The sequence below is a fragment of the Ruegeria sp. H6 genome (genome assembly GCF_056532975.1).
In genome coordinates this window covers 649,409-665,055 of record NZ_JBQFOA010000001.1, presented here as the reverse complement: position 1 = coordinate 665,055, position 15,647 = coordinate 649,409, and the positions used below count along the sequence as shown (strand labels likewise).

The window sequence follows — 15,647 nt, the reverse complement described above, 5'->3', positions numbered from 1 at the left end:
GGCGGCTCAGGGCGAGAGCTGCCCGCCATTTACCTCGATGATCTGACCGGTGATGTATCCGGCCAAAGCATCACTGGCCAGAAACAGAAACGCACCGACGCAATCCTCGGACGTGCCAAGCCGCTCCATCGGGATGGTCATGCGCACGGCCTCCAACGCTTCGGGCGTGGAAAACGCGTCATGGAACGGGGTCAGGATGACCCCGGGAGAGACCGCATTGACCCGCACGCCATGGGGTGCCTCTTCCTTTGCCAGCGACCGGGTAAGGCTGCTGACTGCAGCCTTGGACGCGGCATAGACGCCAGACCCGATGGCGCCGCCATTGCGCGCGGCAATCGAGGTCAGGTTGATGATCGAGCCCTTTGTCTTGCGCAGATGCGGCACCGCAGCCTTGCTGACCGCATAGACAGATGTAGCGTTCACATCCATGACCTGGTGAAACAATTCGGGATCCTGTTCCGTCACCGGCATGCGGCGCACCATTGATCCTGCATTGTTGATCAGAATGTCCAGACCACCCGCCTGTTCCACAAAGTCGCCAACCAACCGGGCGCAGGCCTCAAAATCGGCAACATCCGCTTGCAGAACATGGGCCGTGCCCCCAGCGGCGCGCACCTCTGCGGCCACCGCCTCGGCTTGCTCACGCTGTGCGTTGTAGTGCACGCCAACAGTTGCGCCCAGTTCGCCGAATTTGCGGGCCACCGCCGCGCCGATGCCCGAGCTGGCACCCGTGACAAGAACCGATTTCCCCTTGAACGCATCAAACATCTGCAAGCCTCTCAATTGTCAAATCAGGATCGGTCCGGGTGATACCGGCCTTGCCCACCGCTGGCGAATGCGGTGTGCGGATGCAAGAATGACGATTGTTCATAACGGCTTGTGCGCGTAAGCTTTGCCCACGACCTTTCGGAACAGGATTCATGGAAAAACGCTGGCTCGAAGACTTTCTGGCGGTGGCCGCCCTTGGGAATTTCACCCAATCCGCTCAGGTTCGGGGTGGAACCCAATCGGCCCTTAGCCGTCGCATTCAGGCGCTTGAGGATTGGTTGGGGGCCGAGCTTTTTGATCGCAACACCAAGCCTGTCAGCCTGTCCGAGGCGGGAAAGCAATTTATGCCGGTGGCCGAAGATGTCTGCCGCCAATTGCAGAGCATTCAGGAACAGTTGTCCTCGCAAGGCGACAGCACCCGACCCAAGGTGCATTTCGCCATCCCCCATGGATTGTCATTGGGCTTTTTTCCGCATTGGCTGTCCAGCGAGATCCCGGGTGGGCGCGATCTGGATGTCCGTCTGGAATCGATGAATTTTTTGGATTGTATGCGGCATCTGCGCGAATCCCGCTGTCATTTTGCCATGTCGCACGCCCATTCCGCGATTGCCGTTCCGCTGGCCGACCAGCTGTTTGACAGCGCAGTTATCGGGCGCGACGCGCTGATCCCGGTGACAATGGCGGATGCAAACGGATCCCCTGTGGATCGTCTGCCCGGAGAGCCGGATGATCCGATCCCTTTGCTGGCCTATTCCGAGGAATCCGCGATCGGTCAGGCCGTCAACAGCTTGCTGGCCGACCCGCCTGTACCGGTCTTTGTCAACCCGGTTTTCACATCGCATCTGGCCGGGGTGCTGCGATCGCTGACGCGCGAAGGGCGTGGTTTGGCCTGGGTCCCCGAAAGCATGGTGCAGGAAGATATCAAGCTGAGGCGGCTGGCCTATGCCGGTGACGATCAGTGGCGTATCCCGACCGAGATTCGCCTGTACAGGGCCGTTGACCCCCTGCCCGACCCCGCCGAAGAACTATGGGAGGTTCTGCGCGATGCATAACCCGCATCGCCAAACGCTTGCTTAGAATTGGCATCCTGGCCCGCCGCGCCTTAGGTCTGATTGTATGCAGACCGGACATTTCGACACTCCGCGCATTGCCGTTCTGGGGCTGATGCTGGAAAGCAACCGCTTCGCCCCCGTCATCTACCGTTCCGATTTCGAGGCCCGCGTGCTGGTTTGGGACGATGACATGGAGCAGGAATTGCACGCACCCCGCTCACGCCTGCCGGCCGAATTGCGGTCATTCTGTGCTACATCCCTTGCCGCGGGGGCCGAGGTCACCCCCATTGGTTTTGGTCTGGTCGAGGCGGGCGGACCCGCAGATCATGCGTTTTTTTCCGAGACTTTGGCGCGGATCTGTGACCGGTTGGCCGATGTCAAACCCGATGCGGTGTATATCTGCAATCACGGCGCGATGCGGACGACTCGCAGCGCCGATCCTGATGGTGAGATGTTTGCCGCGATCCGCTCTCAGGTCGGCGCGGATATTCCAATTGTGGCCACCCTGGATCTTCACGCCAATATCTCGGATCTGATGGTGTCGTCCGTCGACCTGATCGTGGGGTATCGGACAAATCCCCATGTGGATATGACCCAGCGCGGGCAAGAAGCCGCCGAAGCACTGCAGCGGATTCTGTCCGGCACGCTCTGCCCGACCCCAGCGCTGGTGCGCCTGCCGATCATTCCCCCAACGGTTACACTTCTGACCGATACGGGGCCTTTTGCCGATTTGACGCGCAAGGCCGAGACGGTCCGGTCGCAATCGGTTGTGAACATTTCCCTGTTTGGCGGGTTTGCTTATGCCGACACATCCAAGAACGGGTTAAGTGTGCTGGTGAGTACCCATGACGCGCCGACTGAGGCGGCGCGCCTGGCGAAAAACCTGGCCCAATCCGCGTGGAATGACCGTCAGCGGTATCGCCCGGCGAACCTTGCAAGTCTGGATGACGCCATTGCCCGGGCATTTGAGGTCGGCAATGATCCGTCGCTACCCGCAGTGGCTCTGGCGGATGTCGCAGACAATCCCGGCGGCGGGGGAACAGGTGCAACAACCTGGATCCTGTCGCAGCTTGTCGCGTCGCGGGCCAAGGGTGCCTGTATTGGCACGATCAACGCACCTGATGTTGCGCGTGCTGCTCATCTGGCGGGTGAAGGGCAGTCGTTTCTGGCCCATTTCGTCGATCATGACGCGCCGGATCACTCCCGTCCTTTTTCTCATCAGGCGACGGTCGAAAGACTAAGCGACGGCATTTGCACCGGGCGGCGCGGATTTTATGCCGATCGGCAGATGTCTCTGGGGCCAACCGCCCTGCTTGACATCGCAGGCGTGAAGGTGGTCGTGATTTCGGTGCGCACGCAATGCGCGGACCCCGTGTTTTTTGAGATGATGGGCATCGACCTGCGACAGGTCAGATCGCTGGCGGTAAAGTCACGCGGGCATTTTCGCGCCGGGTTCGACGAGTTCTTCGGGCCGGACCAGATTATCGAGGTTGATGCCCCGGGCCTGAGTTCGCCGGTTTTGACCCGGTTCGATTTTCAAGATCTTCCACGCCCCTGCATCCCACTGGATCCGGACGCGGAATGGCATCCCGTTGACCCAAGTGAGGTCGTCACGACACCCTGAAGGTGATGGTCTTGATCTCGGTCACCTCGTGCAGGGTATGTTTGCCGCCCAGCCGTCCGAGCCCGCTGGATTTACCCGGTGCCCCGCCAAAAGGCAGGTGCAGTTCCCAGTAGGTGCTGGGACCGTTGATATTGACGATCCCGGCTTCGATCTCTTCGCCGAAGCGGAAAGCCCGTGACAGGTCGCGGGTGAAGACCCCGGCGGACAGACCGTGGCCTGCAGCATTGGCAACGCGGATCAGATCATCCTCATCCTCGCAGACGATGATCGGGGCCACCGGGCCAAAGGTCTCGGCACGGTTCAAAAGCGCATCGCTCGGGACATTGTCGATCACGGTGGGCGCATAAAACAGGTCCGAGCCCAGACTGTCGACGGTGCGACCCCCGGTCAAAAGCTCACCGCCCTGACGTAGACCATCAGCGACATGTTCCTGAATTTTGGCAACCACCGCAGGGTTGTTCAGCGGCCCCATTGTGGTGCCGTCATGCAGCGGATTGCCCAGCTTCACCGCTTGTGCCCGCTCGGTCAGTTTCTCTGCCAATGCCTGATGCACTGACCGGGTGGTCAGAATGCGCCCGGTTGCGGCACAAACCTGACCAGCATTGTAAAAGCTGCCCGATGCGGCCGCGTCCGCTGCTTTGTCCAGATCGGCGTCTTCCAGAACGATCACCGGCCCGTTGCCGCCAAGCTCCAGCAACATGGGCTTGCCCGCCCCTCGTTTCGCGATCACCCCGCCGGTCAGCGGACTACCGGTAAAACCAATGCCATCCGTGCCGGGATTTGCCACAATTTCATCTCCTACGACATCGCCGGGGCCATGCACCAGATTGATCGCCCCATCGGGCAGACCGGCCTCGGCGATACACTCCATCAACACCGCCGCACAGGCTGACGTTGTGGGGGCCGGAACCCAGACCACGCCGTTGCCCGCCGCCAGACAGGGGGCGAGGTATTCGACCGGTATATTGATCGGAAAGTTCCATGGGGTCACCACGGCATAGACGCCCCGCGCCTTGCGATAGCTCATGGCCCGCACGCCAGGGGTTTCAACCGGGGTATAGGCCCCTTCCAACCACTTGATCAGCTCGGATGCCTCGCGAAAGCCTTTGATGGCCGTATCAACCTCGCCAAAGGCTTCGGTGTGCAGTGGCTTTCCCTGCTCGCGGGCCAGAATATTGGCCAGATCGTCCCGGCGCCGGATCATCTGGTCGGCCACCGCAGAACACAAGGCCGAGCGCTCCCAGGCCGTCAGGCGCATCAATGCCTCGTGCCCGCGTCGCGCGGCCGCGATGGCATCCTGCGCATCAATCCGATCACTTTTGGCCACCGTTCCCACCAGCGAATTGTCCGCAGGGCTGATGGTTTCAAACTCTTCCTGCGAGCGTGCGTCGCTCCATGTGTTGCCAATGAAGTTCTGATAGCGTCGAGTTGTCATCCTGGCCCACCATTTTATCTCTGCGACGTTACCATAGGCCGCTTGCGCCAGGCTTGAAACGACGGGCTGACCGAGGATGCATTTTCAACCTTGCCGCATTCGTCATGAGCATTGGCCAGCAAAAAGTGGTTTTGATAGGACGCTCACAAGGTTGCCAGAACACGGGCCACAAACCTCAAAGGACACCACCCCATGACCAATGCTTCTTATGTGCCCCATGCGGGCCGGTATGACGATATGATCTATAACCGCTGCGGCAACAGCGGGTTGAAACTGCCGGCGATTTCGCTGGGGCTGTGGCACAATTTTGGTGGCGACCGGCCTCATGATCTGAAACGCGATCTGTGCCGCACGGCCTTTGATCTGGGGATCACGCATTTTGATCTGGCCAACAATTACGGCCCGCCTCCGGGCAGTGCTGAAATAGCGTTTGGCGAAATTCTCAAGAACGATTTCGCAGGGTATCGGGATGAATTGGTGATCTCATCCAAGGCCGGGTATGAGATGTGGTCCGGGCCCTATGGAGAATGGGGCAGCCGGAAAAACGTTATCGCATCGTGCGATCAAAGCCTGAAACGCATGGGGCTGGACTATGTGGATATCTTCTATTCGCACCGGTTCGACCCTGATACACCGCTGGAAGAGACGATGGGCGCATTGGATCACATCGTGCGGTCCGGCAAGGCGCTCTATGTCGGGATTTCGTCGTATAACTCGCAACGCACGCAAGAGGCGGCAGCGATCCTGAAGGAACTGGGCACGCCCTGCCTCATTCACCAGCCGAGCTATAATATGATCAACCGATGGGTTGAAACGGACGGTCTGAAAGACACGCTTGGGCAGCTTGGCATCGGCTCAATCGCGTTCACACCGCTGGCGCAGGGAATGCTGACGGACAAATACCTCAAAGGGGTGCCCACGGACAGCCGCGCAGCCGAAGATAAATCGCTGAACCCAGATTTGTTAACGCAACAGACCTTGGACAACCTGCGACAGCTGGATGCCGTCGCCAAAGACCGCGGGCAGACATTAGCCCAGATGGCATTGGCCTGGGTCTTGCGCGACGGGGGCATTACCACGGCGTTGATCGGAGCCTCCAGGACGGAACAGATCGTAGACTGCGTTGGAGCACTGAAGAACCTGACTTTCACCCCCGAAGAACTGGCCGAGATAGACCGGTATTCCGTCAGCAACGATATCAACCTGTGGTCGCAATCATCGGACGCTTAGAACGTGCACCAGGCGGGCACGGCAAATCGCTTAAGATAAAGAGAATTCCGTTTCCTGGGCTTTGTACCGCCTGTCAGTGGCCGCCGAAATACGCCTCAAGCAGGCGCGAGTCGTTTTGCAGTTCCTGCGCCGTCCCCGAGGTCTGCATCCGTCCGGATTCAAGGATATAAATACGGCTGGCCAGAGACAGGGCGAAATTGGCGTTCTGCTCGGTGATCACCACGGTCAGCCCGTATTCCTTGTTCAACTGACGCACCACATCGGCGATCTCAAGGCAGATCTTTGGGGCCAGCCCAATGGTTGGCTCGTCGATCAGCAGCAGTTCCGGGCTGGTCATCAGCGCTCGGCCCAGAGACACCATCTGCCGTTCACCCCCTGATTGGGTCGAGGTTTCCTGGCCTTCGCGTTCTTCTAGCCGGGGGAACAGTTTGTGCACCATGTCCAGATTGCTCTGGATATCGTCGCGGGCGGTATAAGCGCCGACCATCAGATTATCGCGCACAGACATATAGGGGAACAAGTTGAACCGTTCGGGCGCATAACCGACGCCACTGCGCACAATTTCCGCCGGCGGGCGGCCTGTCAGGCTGTGGCCCCGCAGCCGGATATCGCCTTTGGTCGTCACCAGCCCCATGATGCTGTCCAGCAAAGTGGATTTGCCGGCGCCGTTGGGGCCGACCACGGCGACAATCTCGCCGGGTTGCACCGTGATCGAGATATCGGTGAGCGCCTGCGCCTTGCCATAAAAAGCCGACAGGTTGTCAATTTCCAGATAAGACATCACGCCGCCCCCAGATATGAGGCTTGAACCGCCTTGTCATTCATCACTTCGCTGAACGTGCCTTCTGCAATCATGGTGCCGCGTTCGATGGCGATGGCGCGGTCGACCAACGGCTCCAGCGCGGGCAGATCGTGGCTGACGATCAGAAAGGTCATGCCGTCGCGGCGCATGGATTGGATCAAGTCCGAGATTTGCGCAATCTCACCCACGGTCAGCCCGGCGAACACCTCGTCCAGCAGCATCACGCGCGGGGCGGTGGCCATGGTGCGGGCCATTTCCAGCTTGCGCAGATCGCCCATGGCCAATTCCGATGGGGTTCTGCGCAGGTCGTCCTCGGTGAAACCAACACTCAGCGCCAGTTCCCGTTCCCGGTCGGTATCGGGGCCGGTCGTGATCATCTGCCAGATATTGTCGGGCATCAGACCGACCCGGATGTTTTCGCCCACATTCATATCCGCAAAGGGGCGCGGGATCTGATAGGTGCGGCTCACCCCGGCCCGGATGCGCCGCGATGTGGGCAGGGCCGAAATCTCATCACCGAACAGCTCGATCGTGCCGCTGTTCTGACGCAGCTCACCCATTATCTGGCTGAACACAGTGGTCTTGCCCGCGCCATTGGGGCCGATCAGGCCCAGCGACTCACCCGGTTGCAAGGTAAAGGACAGGTCATTGGTGGCCACCAGACCGCCAAAGCGTTTGACCAGGCCCGAGACCTTCAGCGCCGCGCTCATGTCGTGCGCCCCCTGCCAAGGGATCGCACCCCGCGTTGCACCAGTTCGACCAGACCCTTGGGCTGATACATGTACAGCAGCAGCGCGATGGCCCCGTAGACGAAATAACGCTCGGCCCCCGGAAGCACCGGGCGCAGATATTCCAGCAGGAATGTCATGAAGAAGGCTCCGATCATGGGGCCGATGATGGTCGAGGTGCCGCCCAGCAGCGCCGCAACGATGATCGTGAACAGAAAGTTGATGTCAAACAGGGCGCGGGGCGCAAGCGATCCAAGGTAATGGACATAGAATGCACCCCCCAGCCCGGCAATGCAGGCGCTGGTCAGAAAGGCAAACGCCTTGAGGCGCGTTGTGCTTAGGCCCGAGCCACGCACGCTTTCCTCATTCATGCCGATGGCGGACAAGGCCGTTCCCAGTCGGGTTTTCATCAACAACCACATGCTGACCGCGATGGTCAGCATCAGCGCCGTGGACAGGTAATAGCCGTTGGCCGCCCCGCGCGTCAGGGTCTGAACCCCCGACATGCCGCGCGTGCCGCCGGTCAGATCGGGCCGGATCACCTGCACCAGTTGATAGAGCAGCTCCATGAAGGCCAGCGTGACCAGTGCGAAATAGCTGCCCCGGATGCGCAGCGCGGGCAGCAGCACCAGCAGACCGGCGGCCATTGTGACCAGCACGGCGGCGGGGATCGACACCTCGACCGGGATGTCAAAGCGTTTGGTCAGGATGGCGGTGGTATAGGCCCCGATCCCGATCAGGAACGGATGGCCGAAACTGATATACCCGGTGCGGCCCGACAGAACATCCCAGCTGATGGCAAAGATCGCCAGATAATTGGCAAAGATCATCGTCCGCAGCGTGCCGTTCGACACAACCTGCGGCAGCAGCAACATCCCGGCGATCAGACCGCCCCAAAGGGCAAAGTGAAACCAGCGCAGCCCCATCGTCAAAGCTCCTCGCGGCCAAACAGGCCCTGTGGGCGCGTCACAAGCACGCCGATGATCAGCAGCATCGTGAAGACACCGCGCAGTTCCGGGGCCAGTGTGGCGACCACGATAACTTCAAGGAAACCGACGATATGGGCGACCACCAGCGTGCCGATGATCGACCCGATACCGCCCACGATGACCACCGCGACCGAGATGATCAGCGGCGCAACCCACATCGACGGCGAAAGCTGCGTGTAGCTGGCAAAGAACACGCCGCCCAAAGCACCAAGCGCGCCGGAAATGCCCCATGTGATCAGGTTGATGCGGTCCGGGTCGATCCCGGAAATCGCAGCCCCTTTCATATCCATCGAAACCGCCTGCATCGCCCGCCCTGTATGGGTCAGCCGGACAAAGGCATAAAGCCCCATCAGGATGGCCCAGCTGATCAGCGTCGCGATCAGGATATTATACGTCACCGAGGCACCGGCCACGTTGATCACGCCGGGCACGATCGGCAATAGGATCTTGCTGCTGTCGCCAAAGACCAGAACGATCCCGGCCTGAATGACCACCGCCAGGATCAGGGTCGATATCTCGACCGCCACATGATCGCCCTTCAGCGTCTTGACGATCAGCCGGTATTTCAAAACCCCCATCAGAACGCCCAGTGCGGCGGCCACGGCCACGCCAGCCAGCTTGGGCATCCCCAGCGATTGAGAGACCCAGAAATAGACATAGCCGCCCACCATCAGATAGGCCCCATAGGCCAGATTCAGAACACGCCCGATGCTGAAGATCAGCGTGAAACCCATGGCGATAAGCGCATAGAGACCACTGAGCAAAAGCCCCTGGATCAGTATCTGCAACATGTGAGGATCCTTGGCTGCGGATGCGCGCGGACGCGCACCCGGTTCCGGCTATGTACGTGCGCGGTTACTGTTTGACCCAGCTGGGCAGCGTAAACTCACCCGTTGCGTATTTGTCGGGATAGACCACAGCCGCTGTGCCGTCTTCATACCACTGCACCACAACCATCGACGGCTGCGCATCGTCAAAGGGCTCGGACAGATCAAAGCGCGCGTTATGCGGATAGGTCCGGTTGGTGACAGGCTCAACCTCGTCATCGCCCCAGAACGCATAGCGCAGCCACAGCTGGCCATCCAGATCGAGCACCAGATCCTGCTTCTTCATCGCTTCGGCCCAGGCTTCGACCTTATCGAAACCACCGGCCTCTTCGGCGGCTGCCATTGCCTGTTTCAACCCATGATAGGCGTTGAACCCGTTGAAATGGGGCAGCAGCGGGCGGCTGTCATATTTGGCCTGATAGGTATCGACAAATTCCTGACTGGCCGGGTCCAGTTTGAACCCCACCGAAGGCACCGGCGACAGGGTTGAGATACCACCTCCGGCTCCGCCTGTATCCTCCCAATACTCCATCCCAAGGGCAGAGACGTTCACGCCCGTCATTGCCATTGGCACCTGAAGCTTCACATATTGCGATGACACCACCTGCGAGTTCACTGACGACACCTGATAGATGAAATCCGCGCCCGTATCCTGCGCCCGGCTGAAGATCGGGGCGAAATCGACGGTGGCGACGTCATAGGTGATGATGTCCTTGACTTCGATCCCGGCCACGGGGGCCAATGCCTCGGTCACAAGGCCGGTGATGGCTTCGCCAAAGGCGGTATCCTCGGCCAGAATGACCACGGAATCCCAGCCCATCTTACCCTTCAGCACATCCGCGCCAAAGTTGATATACAGCGTCGCCAGCGCCTCGTCCGAAGCGATGTTCATGAAGTAAGGCGCCATGCCTTCGGGGTCTTCGGCCACCATGTCGATGATCCCGATATACGAGGTCCAGGTGTCCAGCGTCGGAATGCGGTATTCCTGCATCCTTGGCAACCAGCCCAGCGACACATCGTCGATCGAGCCCGAGATGATAAAATCAACCTCTTCGGTTTCAGCCAGATATTCATAGGCCCGCACGCCTTCGGTCGGATCCTGCCCGGTATCGGCAGAGACCAGCGTGATCTGTTCGCCCATCACACCGCCATTGGCATTCAGTTCCTCAATGGCAATTTCGGCCCCGCGCAGGGTCGACAAGCCCGTGTCCGAGGACAGCGATCCGATAAATCCCACCTTGATTTCCGCAGCGGCCGCCGAGGCCATGAGCGCGATACATGTCCCGCTGAGTAGCGCTGTTTTGATCATCACATTAGCTCCCTGTGTCTTTTATTTTGCCATTCTTGTATTCTGTATACAGTACACAAGACGATGGTTCGATCAAATCCTTTCTTGGGGACTCATGTTCAGAATCCGCCGATTTCGCCGTTTTTGTCGTGAATCACCGCGTCCACATCAATCTCGACCACCAGCCCGGGCTGGGTCAGACCGGCCTGAACGGCGGTCAGAACCGGATCAATGTCGCGGAACACCTCTCCGTGGACGCGGGCAAACTCTCCGGCCTGAGACAGATCAGTCAGGTAGGCGCGGACGCGGGCCACATGGTGCAGGCCCGCGCCGACCTCTTTCAGCGCCTCTTCGATGCGCGACAGGACATAGCGTGTTTGCGCCCCCATATCGCCCGGGGCATGAATCCGGCCGCTGGGTTCGATGGCGGTGGTGCCCGCGACCCAGACCAGCGGCCCGATCCGTTTTGCGCGGGAATAAGAGGCGACCTCTTCAAACCGCCCGCCGGATTTCCAAATGCGCAGTGTCACAGACCCAGCCTCGTGCGGATGGCATCCGCCGCCTTGTGCAGCGCTGCCTGTTCGTCGGCGGTCAGGCGCAGGTCTTCGACCTCGACCAGCCCGCCCGCGCCCAGATGGGCGGGTACGCCCAGCACGACCCCATCAATCCCGTATTCGCCCTGCAACATCACCGAGACCGGAACCGGCCCGGTGCGCGCGCCCCGGATATGGTCGATCAATTCGATCGAGGCATGGGCCGGCGCTATCGTGGCCGAGCCCGACTTTTTCAATGCCACAACCTGCCCGCCGCCGTTGATCGCATCCTGCACGCAGGCGTCGATCTGATCCGGTGACAGGAAGGCGTCCAGCGCGCGGCCCTTGATGCGTGCCCGGCTGGGGATCGGGGCCATTTCGTCCCCGTGGCTGCCCAGCGTGAACGCCTGCACATCGGCGGGCGTGACCCCGGCGGCCTGCGCCAGCGCATTGCGGAACCGGCTGCTGTCCAGCGTTCCGGCCATGCCCAGCACCTGTTCGCGTCGGAACCCCGTGGCGCGCAGCATTTCGACGGTCATCTCGTCCAGCGGGTTGGTCACGACGATCACGATGGCATCGGGGGCGGCAGAACGGATCGCCTCGGCCGTTTGGCGGATCACGCGGGCGTTCACGTCGATCAGGTCGGCGCGGGTCATGCCGGGTCGACGGGCGCGGCCTGCGGTCACGACGACCACCTCGGCCCCGGCCACCAGATCCAGCGTCTCGCCACCGATACAGCGCGTGCGCGCGCCGGTGATGCCGGATGCGTGGTTCAGATCCAGCGCCGTGGCCGCCGCCATGCCCGGCGCGATGTCGATCAGGGCGATTTCATCCGCGATGTCGGCCATGGCTGCCAGATGGGCCACATTGCCGCCAACGCCCCCGGCCCCGACCAGTGCCAGCTTGCCCAACCGGCGTGCCTTGCGCGGCGCGCGCGATGGGGCCACCCATTTGGGCGAGCGCCGGTACAGAACCCGCTGCATCGACACCACGCCATCGGTACGCGGCGCCTGCGGGCGCTCCAGCGGGCCATCGACTAGGGTGATGCCGACCCGTTCCGCCGTTTCCCGCGCCAGCGCGGTTACGATATCACCGGGCAGAACCTCGAACACGATCCGGCCCCGGCGGCGCGCGCCCTCGACCGCATCCGAGCCTATGACGCGCGAGGCAGACATCAGCCCTGCTGCCCGTCAACGGCCTCGATGGCGCGGGTGGCAGCCTCAACCGCGGTCGTGACCGAGTTTTCCGACCCCGAGATGAACAACCGCCCGAACCGGCCCACGGCGCGCACCTCGACTATGTCGATCTCGGCGGCTTTTTCGGCTTCATTGGCAGCGATCGAGATATAGGCGGCGGGCGCGCATTCCACGATGCCCAGCGTCTGGCCCGGCACGATCAGCGACCCCTTGCGCCATTTGTTCAACAACTGCGCCTGATAGGGTTCGACACTGGTAATGATCTGCGTCGAACTGATCGCGGGTTTCAGCCGGTCCGACATCGACGCGCCCAGTTCCGCCAGCATCGCATCGCGCGCGGCGGACACCTCGGCATTTGAAGGCGAGCGGAGGATGAAGAACCCGAACTCGCGCTCGACCAACTGCGTCGTTGCCTCGACCGAAGACGCCTTGAGCGCCCGGTCGATCAGCGAAAACACCCCATTGCCGGGGGCAAACTCTCCGATCAGAACGGTATCGCCGGACAGTGGCACCGAACCCTGCACGGTTGCGCCGTTATAAGCGGCAAATTTGGGTTGCAGGTTGTCGATCTGCATCAGCGCCCGGATGGTGATCTCGCTCATGCGCCATACTCCTCGTAAATGTCGCGCCAGGGCCGACTTTCATAGGCGACCCGTTTGATGTTGATCAGATGCAAAGCCGTCACATTGTCCGAGGTAATCGACCCCGACCAAGTGCCCGTGCCCAGCATGAAAGACGGCTCCAGATCCGTGGAATAGCCCGTGCCACCCATGATCCCCGGCGTGTTGACCAGAACCCGGCCCGTGGGCACCGATGCAAAGCGGGCCACCACGTCTGGGTCGTCCGAATGGATGACCGAGGAATGCCCCCAGCCTTCGAACCGGGCGATGGATTGCGCCAGTTCGATGCCGTGATCGGTGGATTTTGCCGCATAAAACGCCAGCACCGGATTCAGCTTTTCCGCCGAAAGCGGACGTTGCCAGCCCACTTCGGTCTCTTCCGAGACTAGGCAACGGGTGCGCGGCGGGATCGCAAACCCTGCCGCATCCGCCAGCGCCTGCGGGCTTTGGCCAACCCGGTCGGGGTCCATCGCCTGCTTGCCCTTGAAGATGACCTTGGCCAGACGGTCAGCCTCGGGCCCGGTGCAGAAATACGCGCCTTTCAGCTTGAGCTCATGGCGCAGGTCGCGGGCGATTTCGGGATCAGCGACAACCGCCTGTTCGCTGACGCAGGCCGTGCCATAGTCAAAACTTTTCGAGGTCACGATCATCTCGGCCACTTCGGCCAGATCGCGGGCCTTGGATTTATGCACGTAACACGGCACGTTGCCCGCACCCACGGCCAGCGTCGGCTTGCCGCTGGAATAGGCCGCCTTGACCATCGCCGGGCCGCCGGTGGCCATCACCACGGATGTGCGGCGGTGTTTCATCAACTCGGCGGTGCCCTGAATGGTCACGGCATCTAGGCACTGAATCAGGCCTTTTGGTGCGCCCATCTGTTCGGCCACGCGGGCCATGATGCGGATGGTTTCCGCACCGCAGGTCACGCCGCGCGGATGCGGGGCACAGACGATGGCATTGCCCGCTTTCACCGCTGACAGCACCTTGTAGATGATCGTCGACGTCGGGTTTGTCACCGGGATCAGAGCGGCCACAACGCCCATTGGTTCGCCAAAGGCGGCAACCTTGGTGGCGTCGTCCCGCCACAGCATCCCCAGCGTTGTCACATCGCGCAGATAGTCGGCAACCGACAGCGCATTGAACAGGTTCTTGACCCGCTTGTCCGGCACATTGCCATAACCGGTTTCCTCGACCGCCAACTGGCCCAACCGCTCGGCCTCGGGTTCGATGGCGCGGGCCATCGCGTCGACAATCGCATCCACCTGCGCCGGGTCGGTGCCCAGAAAGGCGCGATACGCCTCGAACGCGCTGTCAGCGGCACGCCGCGCGGCGGCAATAGATTTCAGATCTGCATCCATCACGAAACTCCGGTGGCGATGGTGTCAAAGATGCGGCGCGCCTGATCCACGTCACCGGCCGAGATGCCGATGGTTTCCAGACGCCGACCCGCTGCGGCCACATCCGCCCCCAATATCCGGTCGGACATCGCGATCAGGGATGTGGTCAGCGGCGTGGCAATGCCAGCCAGTTCGCCTGCGGACACCAGCGGCACCAGCGATCCCAGCACCCCATCACGCATCAGGCTGCGCGCGGCCTGCGGATCGGGAACCGGGCGTGCGCCTGCGCCCCGCTGCGCCCCGGCAAAGGTGGCCACCCAAGGGTCGGTTTCAGGCAGGGTGCGGACGCCAAAGGCCGCCGCGACACTACGCCGTTCGGCGGCCAACCCATGGATCACCCCGGCCTGATCGGGGCCGATCAGCGCGGCAAAGCTCTGGTTTTGTTCCAACGGGACACCGCCCATTGGCACATCCGGGCCACCCGCGCCCATGGCTGCACCGCCCAGAATAAGCGCGGGGATTTCCACCGCAGCCGACAGATCGTTGAAGCCCGAGGCCAGAACGGAATCGACCGGGTGAATGTTGGTCAGATAGACCCGCAGAGCCTCAAGCACGTCCGTACGGCCACGCGGCAGGGTCGCCGCCGCCATGGGACCGGCTAAGGAGAGGGTCAGGCCCGCGCCCTCGGCATGGTACCAATAGGGCAGACCCTGCACCTCGACCAGCGTGACATCGGCGGTACAACCCCCGATGCGCAGCAACCATGCGGTTTCCACCGCGCCCAGCGACCGGCCCGGCGCCAGCACCAGAATCTGCCCGTCTTGCAGGTGGTCGGCCAGTACCATGGCATAGGTGCGCTGTTTGTGGGTCGGACCGGTCAGAAAGATCGCCTGTGCGCCCCGCACCGCTGCGTCCAGTTCCGCCGTGGTGCGGACCGATGGCCCGTCACGGTCGACCTGATAGCTGCCCACCGGCCCATCGCCCCGCAGGGAAATGCCCGAGGATTGCGCCAGCAGCGACAGCTCGGTCCCATAGGCCGAGAACAATGTGACCTCGGCCCCTTCGGCAAGACACAGGGCGGCCAGCAGGCGCGCATCCGGCCCGCCGCCCAGAACCGCGATCCGGTTCAACACGGACGGGTCCGGTGCATCGCGACCGGAACCTTGTGTCACGGCGCGGGTAAATTCCTCGAATCCGGCAGACATGCTGTCTCCTCTG

General features: G+C 61.6%; 15 protein-coding genes. 3 read left to right on the top strand and 12 right to left on the bottom strand.

Going from position 1 to position 15,647, the window contains the following annotated elements:
* Positions 1–6: 6 nt before the first annotated feature.
* Positions 7–768: an SDR family NAD(P)-dependent oxidoreductase gene (locus tag ACR0AG_RS03160; protein WP_480836356.1), complete on the bottom strand. Its 762-nt coding sequence runs from the start codon at positions 766–768 to the stop codon at positions 7–9.
* Between the two features lie 152 nt (positions 769–920).
* Here ACR0AG_RS03160 and ACR0AG_RS03155 point away from each other — a divergent pair, with 152 nt between their 5' ends.
* Both ACR0AG_RS03155 and ACR0AG_RS03150 read left to right on the top strand, forming a co-directional pair.
* Positions 921–1,820 (top strand): LysR family transcriptional regulator, encoded by a 900-nt coding sequence (locus ACR0AG_RS03155; RefSeq protein ID WP_480836354.1) that lies wholly within the window; start codon positions 921–923, stop codon positions 1,818–1,820.
* Positions 1,821–1,884: 64 nt separating this feature from the next.
* Entirely contained in the window at positions 1,885–3,444 is a 1,560-nt protein-coding gene (locus ACR0AG_RS03150; protein ID WP_480836352.1) for a M81 family metallopeptidase, read from the top strand.
* On the opposite strand, the gene ACR0AG_RS03145 is transcribed toward ACR0AG_RS03150, so the two are convergent.
* Positions 3,431–4,879, bottom strand: coding sequence for an aldehyde dehydrogenase family protein (locus ACR0AG_RS03145; RefSeq protein WP_480836350.1), 1,449 nt, complete (start codon positions 4,877–4,879; stop codon positions 3,431–3,433). The two genes, ACR0AG_RS03150 and ACR0AG_RS03145, sit on opposite strands and share 14 nt — an antisense overlap.
* 192 nt (positions 4,880–5,071) lie before the next feature.
* Between ACR0AG_RS03145 and mgrA the strand changes: the two genes are divergently transcribed.
* Positions 5,072–6,109 (top strand): L-glyceraldehyde 3-phosphate reductase, encoded by a 1,038-nt coding sequence (gene mgrA, locus ACR0AG_RS03140; protein WP_480836349.1) that lies wholly within the window; start codon positions 5,072–5,074, stop codon positions 6,107–6,109.
* Between the two features lie 73 nt (positions 6,110–6,182).
* Here the strand turns inward: mgrA and ACR0AG_RS03135 are convergent, their stop codons facing one another.
* The 10 genes from ACR0AG_RS03135 to ACR0AG_RS03090 all read right to left on the bottom strand — a co-directional run bounded on the left by ACR0AG_RS03135 (position 6,183) and on the right by ACR0AG_RS03090 (position 15,634).
* On the bottom strand, positions 6,183–6,890 hold the full coding sequence (locus ACR0AG_RS03135) for an ABC transporter ATP-binding protein (RefSeq protein ID WP_480836347.1): 708 nt from the start codon (positions 6,888–6,890) through the stop codon (positions 6,183–6,185).
* Positions 6,890–7,621: an ABC transporter ATP-binding protein gene (locus ACR0AG_RS03130; protein ID WP_480836345.1), complete on the bottom strand. Its 732-nt coding sequence runs from the start codon at positions 7,619–7,621 to the stop codon at positions 6,890–6,892. Before ACR0AG_RS03130 ends, ACR0AG_RS03135 begins: the two co-directional genes overlap by 1 nt.
* The gene (locus ACR0AG_RS03125) at positions 7,618–8,565 is read right to left on the bottom strand and encodes a branched-chain amino acid ABC transporter permease (RefSeq protein WP_480836343.1); all 948 of its coding nucleotides are present in this window, start codon (positions 8,563–8,565) and stop codon (positions 7,618–7,620) included. Before ACR0AG_RS03125 ends, ACR0AG_RS03130 begins: the two co-directional genes overlap by 4 nt.
* A 2-nt stretch (positions 8,566–8,567) precedes the next feature.
* Positions 8,568–9,419 (bottom strand): branched-chain amino acid ABC transporter permease, encoded by an 852-nt coding sequence (locus ACR0AG_RS03120; protein ID WP_480836341.1) that lies wholly within the window; start codon positions 9,417–9,419, stop codon positions 8,568–8,570.
* 64 nt (positions 9,420–9,483) lie between these two features.
* On the bottom strand, positions 9,484–10,764 hold the full coding sequence (locus tag ACR0AG_RS03115) for an ABC transporter substrate-binding protein (RefSeq protein WP_480836339.1): 1,281 nt from the start codon (positions 10,762–10,764) through the stop codon (positions 9,484–9,486).
* Positions 10,765–10,862: 98 nt separating this feature from the next.
* On the bottom strand, positions 10,863–11,273 hold the full coding sequence (locus ACR0AG_RS03110) for a Rid family hydrolase (protein ID WP_480836338.1): 411 nt from the start codon (positions 11,271–11,273) through the stop codon (positions 10,863–10,865).
* A complete protein-coding gene (locus tag ACR0AG_RS03105; protein WP_480836336.1) occupies positions 11,270–12,451 on the bottom strand; it encodes a malate dehydrogenase in 1,182 nt (393 codons plus the stop codon). The genes ACR0AG_RS03110 and ACR0AG_RS03105 overlap by 4 nt, the downstream gene beginning before the upstream one ends.
* Positions 12,451–13,074, bottom strand: coding sequence for a BMC domain-containing protein (locus ACR0AG_RS03100; protein ID WP_480836334.1), 624 nt, complete (start codon positions 13,072–13,074; stop codon positions 12,451–12,453). The genes ACR0AG_RS03105 and ACR0AG_RS03100 overlap by 1 nt, the downstream gene beginning before the upstream one ends.
* On the bottom strand, positions 13,071–14,450 hold the full coding sequence (locus ACR0AG_RS03095; protein ID WP_480836332.1) for an aldehyde dehydrogenase family protein: 1,380 nt from the start codon (positions 14,448–14,450) through the stop codon (positions 13,071–13,073). Before ACR0AG_RS03095 ends, ACR0AG_RS03100 begins: the two co-directional genes overlap by 4 nt.
* Entirely contained in the window at positions 14,450–15,634 is a 1,185-nt protein-coding gene (locus ACR0AG_RS03090) for a hypothetical protein (protein WP_480836330.1), read from the bottom strand. The genes ACR0AG_RS03095 and ACR0AG_RS03090 overlap by 1 nt, the downstream gene beginning before the upstream one ends.
* Positions 15,635–15,647 lie beyond the last annotated feature (13 nt).

Bases quoted from the DNA above. Each gene is read 5' to 3' on its own strand.
- ACR0AG_RS03160 (WP_480836356.1), bottom strand. From the start codon at position 768: ATGTTTGATGCGTTCAAGGGGAAATCGGTTCTTGTCACGGGTGCCAGC.
- ACR0AG_RS03155 (WP_480836354.1), top strand. From the start codon at position 921: ATGGAAAAACGCTGGCTCGAAGACTTTCTGGCGGTGGCCGCCCTTGGG.
- ACR0AG_RS03150 (WP_480836352.1), top strand. From the start codon at position 1,885: ATGCAGACCGGACATTTCGACACTCCGCGCATTGCCGTTCTGGGGCTG.
- ACR0AG_RS03145 (WP_480836350.1), bottom strand. From the start codon at position 4,879: ATGACAACTCGACGCTATCAGAACTTCATTGGCAACACATGGAGCGAC.
- mgrA (WP_480836349.1), top strand. From the start codon at position 5,072: ATGACCAATGCTTCTTATGTGCCCCATGCGGGCCGGTATGACGATATG.
- ACR0AG_RS03135 (WP_480836347.1), bottom strand. From the start codon at position 6,890: ATGTCTTATCTGGAAATTGACAACCTGTCGGCTTTTTATGGCAAGGCG.
- ACR0AG_RS03130 (WP_480836345.1), bottom strand. From the start codon at position 7,621: ATGAGCGCGGCGCTGAAGGTCTCGGGCCTGGTCAAACGCTTTGGCGGT.
- ACR0AG_RS03125 (WP_480836343.1), bottom strand. From the start codon at position 8,565: ATGGGGCTGCGCTGGTTTCACTTTGCCCTTTGGGGCGGTCTGATCGCC.
- ACR0AG_RS03120 (WP_480836341.1), bottom strand. From the start codon at position 9,419: ATGTTGCAGATACTGATCCAGGGGCTTTTGCTCAGTGGTCTCTATGCG.
- ACR0AG_RS03115 (WP_480836339.1), bottom strand. From the start codon at position 10,764: ATGATCAAAACAGCGCTACTCAGCGGGACATGTATCGCGCTCATGGCC.
- ACR0AG_RS03105 (WP_480836336.1), bottom strand. From the start codon at position 12,451: ATGTCTGCCTCGCGCGTCATAGGCTCGGATGCGGTCGAGGGCGCGCGC.
- ACR0AG_RS03100 (WP_480836334.1), bottom strand. From the start codon at position 13,074: ATGAGCGAGATCACCATCCGGGCGCTGATGCAGATCGACAACCTGCAA.
- ACR0AG_RS03095 (WP_480836332.1), bottom strand. From the start codon at position 14,450: ATGGATGCAGATCTGAAATCTATTGCCGCCGCGCGGCGTGCCGCTGAC.
- ACR0AG_RS03090 (WP_480836330.1), bottom strand. From the start codon at position 15,634: ATGTCTGCCGGATTCGAGGAATTTACCCGCGCCGTGACACAAGGTTCC.